This window comes from Streptomyces sp. sk2.1 (assembly GCF_008120935.1).
Lineage (GTDB): Bacteria > Actinomycetota > Actinomycetes > Streptomycetales > Streptomycetaceae > Streptomyces.
The window spans coordinates 1-5,392 of sequence record NZ_RDBO01000249.1 but is presented as its reverse complement, the minus strand read 5'-3'; the positions used below and the strand labels follow the sequence as shown (position 1 = coordinate 5,392).

The following is a 5,392-nucleotide window of genomic DNA, read 5'->3' as shown; positions in this document are numbered from 1 at the left end:
GTGAGGTCGTCCGGGCGGGCGGCCTGTGGTATCGGGGCCGTGCGCGGCGGTGTCCCGGCCCGGACTCCGGCCGATCGGTGCCAGTGGCACTTCTGGGCACCGGGTGGGCGCGGTGCGGGATATCGTCCGGGAGCCGCCGCCGAACGGCGGCGAGGGAGCGGCGCGGCCCGCCCGGACGACCTCACCGTGCCCGAGGGCCGGCGCGGCATCGGCGTCCGGATCGAGGAGGACCTCATGACCATCCGCCAGGTACGCACCGTCGATTACCACACCGGTGGCGAACCGTTCCGGATCGTCCCCGAGCCGCCGGCCGCCATCGAGGGGGCCACCGTCGCCGAGCGCCGGATGTTCGCCATCGGCGACCCCGACGTGGACGGCCTGCGCAAGCTGCTGTGCTTCGAACCCCGCGGGCACGCCGACATGTACGGCGGGTTCATCACCCCGCCCGACGACGAGGGCGCCCACTTCGGCGTGCTGTTCTGGCACAAGGACGGCTTCTCGACGGCCTGCGGCCACGGCTCCATCGCGCTCGCCGTCTGGGCCGTGCAGACCGGCCGTGTCGCCCGTGACCCCTCCGGCGTCACCACGGTCGTCATCGACGTGCCCTCGGGCCGGGTCACCCTGCGCGTGCGCACCTCGGGCGAGCGGATCACCGGTGTCGACTTCGTCAACGTCCCCGGCTACCGGCTCGCCGAGCGCGTCACCGTCGCCACGTCCCGCGGGGACGTCGTCGTCGACGTCGCCTACGGCGGTGCCATCTACGCGCACCTGGACGCGGCCGGTGCGGGGCTGGCCGTCACCCCCGAGCACTACTCCGACCTCATCGTGATCGGGCGCGAGGTCAAATGGGCGCTGAACGACACCGAGTACGCCCGGCACCCCGTCGACGACCGCCTCAGCGGCATCTACGGCACCATCCTGTACGACGACCTCGGCGACGACGGGGACGGCAACCCGCACCAGCGCAACGTCACCGTCTTCGCCGACGGCCAGGTCGACCGTTCCCCGTGCGGCTCGGGCACCTGTTCCCGCGTCGCCGTGCTCGCGGCGACCGGTCGCCTCGCACCGGGCCGTACCCTCGTCCACGACTCGATCGTCGGCACCCGCTTCCACGCACGGATCGTCGAGGAGTTGACCGCCCACGGCCGCCCCGCCGTCGTCGCGGAGGTCACGGGGACGGCGCACCGGACCGGCGAGCACCTCTTCGAGCTCGATCCCGCGGACGACCTCGGCAGCGGTTTCGTCCTGCGGTAGCCCGCCGGGCGGGTGCGTACGACGGGCAGGGCGAAGGGACCGSCGGTCCCTTCGCCCTGTTCTCCGTGTACTGGCCGCCCTGCCCCTCGGGCGGCCTCCTCAGCCCGCCTCGGCCGCGCGTGCCCGGACGCGGCGGCGGACCCCGCGCAGCCAGACGCGGCGGATGCCGCCGCTGCCGGCCCGGATGAGCAGCCAGTACGCGGCGAACAGCCGTCGCGCCCTGCGGTCGGTGCAGCGCACCCGGGTCTCGGTGGTCAGCACCCCGTCGGAGAACCGGAAGTCGAAGGAGGTCAGGATGTGCGCGGGTGCCTCGAAGTCGCGGAACTCCTTCGCCGGGTCGTCCCCCATGGGGACGATGGGCTGCTTGCGCGAGATGCGCTGGATCCCACCGATCACCAGCTGGCTCTCGGAACGGTGCAGCATCCGGAAGCCGTTGTCCAGGAACATGTCGAGCACCCGGCCGTCCTTGGGGAAGGGCGTACGGCCCAGGCCCGCCAGGAGCATGACCAGGCGGAAGCTCGGCACCTCGCCCCAGGTCAGGCCGTCGGCCGCGTCGATCACCGCGGCCGCGGGGGCGTCCACCCGCAGCCGGTGGCGCTCGCCGCGGTCCCAGCGCGGGACGAGCTCGTCCAGGACGGGCCGCTCCGGCCCGCCCGCGGAGCCCGTCGCCGGGGAGCCGGCCGGGTCGCCGGTGCCGCCCGCGACGGGGTGTCCGGCACCGGTTCCGGTGTCCTGCGGACGCTCGTTCATGACTGGCCTTCCTCGTCGGTTCCGGTGCCGAGCCGCTCCGCGAGCAGCCGGCCGATGGCGGCCAGTGGCTCGGGAGCCGTCATCTCGCTGTGCCGGCAGTGGAGTTGGCGGATCTCGATGGTGCCGCCAACGTACGGCAGCCAGTCGTCGATGTGCAGGTCCGCCCGCTCCACCGTGGCGACGAAGAAGAGCACGTCGCCCTCCAGCCGCCGGGGTCGGGCGTGTGCCGCGAGCCGCATGTTGTTCACCATCACCCGGCTCATCGCGGCGACGTGCTGCTCGGTGAGGTCCGCCAGGCTGCTGTGGCCCCGGCGCAGGACCTCCACCACCCCGGCCGCCGTCAGCGGCCCCTCCCCCGCCGCCGCACGGTCCCGGCCGACGAAGTCGAGCATCATCTCCAGGACCTGCGCGGGATCGGTGACCGGCTCGTACTCGCCCTCGTAGGGGTGCGGGTAGGCGTCCATCATGGCCAGCAGGCCGACCTCCTCGCCGGCCTCCCGGAGCTGGACGGCGATCTCCTGCGCGACGATGCCGCCGAAGGACCAGCCCAGGAGGTGGTAGGGGCCGGCGGGCCGGACCTTGCGGATCTGCTCGACGTAGTCGGCGGCCATCTCCGCGACGGTCGCCGGCAGCGCGTCCGGTTCGGTCAGGCCACGGGCCTGCACCGCGTACACGGGGTGGCCCGCCAGCTCGGGCAGCAGCCCCGAGTACGGCCAGCCGAGGCCCGCGCCCGGGTGGACGCAGAACACCGGTTCCCGCTCGCCCGCCGCGCGCAGCGGGAACACCACCGCCAGCGAGGTGTCGGCGCCGCCGGAGCCGTCGAGGCGGGCCACCAGTGCCGCCGGGGTCGGTGCCTCGAACAGTGCCCGTACCGAGAGCTCGCAGCCGAACGTCTCGCGGACCCGGACCATCAGGCCCGCCGCGAGCAGGGAGTTACCGCCGGTCTCGAAGAACTGGTCGTCCGCGCCGACCTCCGGGACCCCGAGGGCCTGCGCGAACAGTTCGCACATCACGCGCTCGGCCTCGGTCGACGGTGCCCGGCCGTCCCCGGTCCCGGCCCCGGGTGCGGGCAGCGCACGCCGGTCGACCTTGCCGTTCGCGGTCACCGGCAGCGCGTCCAGGGCGACGACGGCCGAGGGCACCATGTAGGCGGGCAGGGTGCGGGCGGCGACCTCCCGCAGGTCCGGGCGCCGCTCGACGGGCAGCGCCGGGTCGAACACCGCGTACGCGACCAGGCGCTTGTCACCGGCGCGGTCCTCGCGCACCTGGACCGTCACCTGCTCGACCGCCCCGGCCCGGCCGAGCACGGCCTCGATCTCGCCCGGCTCGATGCGGAACCCGCGGACCTTGACCTGGTCGTCGGCCCGGCCGACGAACACCAGCTCCCCGCGCGCGTTCCACCGCACCACGTCGCCGGTCCGGTACATCCGGCGGCCCGTCGGGTCGTACGGGTCGGCCACGAACCGTTCGGCCGTCGGGCCGGGCCGGTCCAGGTAGCCGCGTGCGACGCCCGCGCCCGCCAGGTACAGCTCGCCCGGCGCGCCGATCGGGGCGGGGCGCAGGGCGGAGTCCAGGACGTAGGCGCGCATGTTGTCCAGCGGGCGCCCGATCGGCAGGGTGCGGCCGATGTCCTCGGTCATGGCGATCCGGTGCAGGGTCGCGAACGTGGTCGTCTCGGTGGGCCCGTAGGCGTGGCTGAACACGGTGCCCGGGCAGTGTTCGAGGAGTCTGCGCACGCTCTCGGCGGGGACCGAGTCGCCGCCCGAGATCACCTCCCGGACTCCGGCGAGGGCCTCCGGGTGCTCCTGCACCAGCAGCCGGAACAGTCCGGAGGTGAGGAACGCGGTGTCGATCCGCTCCTCCAGCAGCACGTCCCGCAGATCCGTCAGGTCCAGGTCGCCGCTGGGGGCCAGCACCGCGGTCCCGCCGGACAGCAGGGGTGCCCAGATCTCGAAGGTGGCCGCGTCGAACGCCTGCGGCGAGTGCACCAGGACCCGCCTGCGCGCGATCGGGGCGATCGCCCGGTCGTAGGCGAGCGCGATGATGTCGGCGTGCGTGACGGCGACGCCCTTGGGCTCGCCGGTCGAGCCGGAGGTGTGCATCACGTACGCGAGCCGGTCGGCCCGCACCGGCACCCCGAGGTCGTAGTGCGCACCGTCCACCCCCTCGTCCACCCGCAGGACCCGGGCCCCGTGCTCGAAACCGGCGTCCGTGTGCGCCGCGTCCACCAGCAGCACCCGCGCGCCGGTGTCCGCCATGACGCGCCGGGACCGTTCCGCGGGGTAGCGGTCGTCCAGCGGGACGTACGCGGCGCCCGCCTTCAGCACCGCGAGCAGCGACACCACGAGGTCCACGGACCGGTCCTGCAGCACCGCGACCCGGTCGCCCGCGACGACGCCCGTCGAGCGCAGCCGGTGGGCCAGCGCGTTGGCGCGGATGTTGAGCTCGCGGTAGGAGGTGTCGCGTCCGCCGCAGCGCACCGCGACCGCGCCGGGCGTGCGCAGCACCTGCTGGGCGAACGTGTCGTGGACCGTGCCCGCGGGCGGCAGTTCGATGGTGGTGGCGTTGAAGCCGTACAGCAGCCGGTCGCGCTCGCCGTCGACGAGCAGGTCGAGGGCGGCCACCGGGGTCCCGGGCCGTTCGGCGATCCGGGTGAGGACCCGGATCAGGCGGGCGACCAGGTCCCGGGCCTCGGACTCGCCGTACAGGTCGGGCCGGTAGCCCAGGCGCAGGTGGAGTTCCTCGCCGGGGAGTCCGGCCAGGGTCAGCGGGTAGTGGGTGGCGTCCCGGCCGTCCACGGCGCCGATGGTGAGCCCGGGGACCGGTTCGCGCATCGCCTCGGCGTCGAGCGGATAGTTCTCGAGGACCGTGATCGTGTCGAACAGCGGTGCGCAGCCGGTGAGTTGCTGGATCTCCGTGAGGCCGATGTGCTGGTGGTCGAGAAGTTCGGCCTGTTGTGCCTGGAGGCGGCCGAGCAGGTCGCCCAGGGTCTCGGCCGGCTCGATCCGTACCCGTACCGGAAGGGTGTTGATGAACAGGCCGATCATCGACTCGATGCCCGGGATCTCGGCGGGCCGTCCGGAGACGGTGCCGCCGAACACCACGTCGTCCCGTCCGGACAGGGCGGCGAGCAGCAGTCCCCAGGCGCCCTGGAGGACGGTGCTGAGCGTCACTCCCAGTTCGCGGGCGCGGGCGGTCAGCGCGTCGGTCAGCCCGGTGGTGATGCCGACGATCACCTGCTCGGGCACCGCGCTCCGGCCGGCCGGCCCGGCGGGTGCCAGTACCGTCGGCCCCTCCAGCCCGTCCAGCGTCTTCGCCCAGGCCGTGCGGGCCGCGGCGGCGTCGCGTCCGGCCACCCAGGACAGGAACTCCCGGTACGGGGTGGGGG

The 5,392-nt window shown here is 74.1% G+C and carries 3 protein-coding genes; 1 reads left to right on the top strand and 2 read right to left on the bottom strand.

Annotated features, from left to right (window positions below):
• The first annotated feature begins 234 nt into the window (after nt 1-234).
• A complete protein-coding gene (locus tag EAO76_RS43315; RefSeq protein WP_148841687.1) occupies nt 235-1,254 on the top strand; it encodes a proline racemase family protein in 1,020 nt (339 codons plus the stop codon).
• Between the two features lie 99 nt (nt 1,255-1,353).
• On the opposite strand, the gene EAO76_RS45200 is transcribed toward EAO76_RS43315, so the two are convergent.
• Nucleotides 1,354-2,004 carry a hypothetical protein gene (locus EAO76_RS45200; protein WP_187439062.1) on the bottom strand — a complete coding sequence of 217 codons (651 nt, stop codon included), beginning with the start codon at nt 2,002-2,004 and terminating at the stop codon, nt 1,354-1,356.
• On the bottom strand, nt 2,001-5,392 hold a 3,392-nt coding region (locus EAO76_RS43305; protein WP_148841686.1), incomplete at its 5' end, for an amino acid adenylation domain-containing protein. The genes EAO76_RS45200 and EAO76_RS43305, both read right to left, overlap by 4 nt.

What these genes read in the sequence shown, in the direction of transcription:
- EAO76_RS43315 (WP_148841687.1), top strand. Translation starts at nt 235, where the DNA reads ATGACCATCCGCCAGGTACGCACCGTCGATTACCACACCGGTGGCGAA.
- EAO76_RS45200 (WP_187439062.1), bottom strand. Translation starts at nt 2,004, where the DNA reads ATGAACGAGCGTCCGCAGGACACCGGAACCGGTGCCGGACACCCCGTC.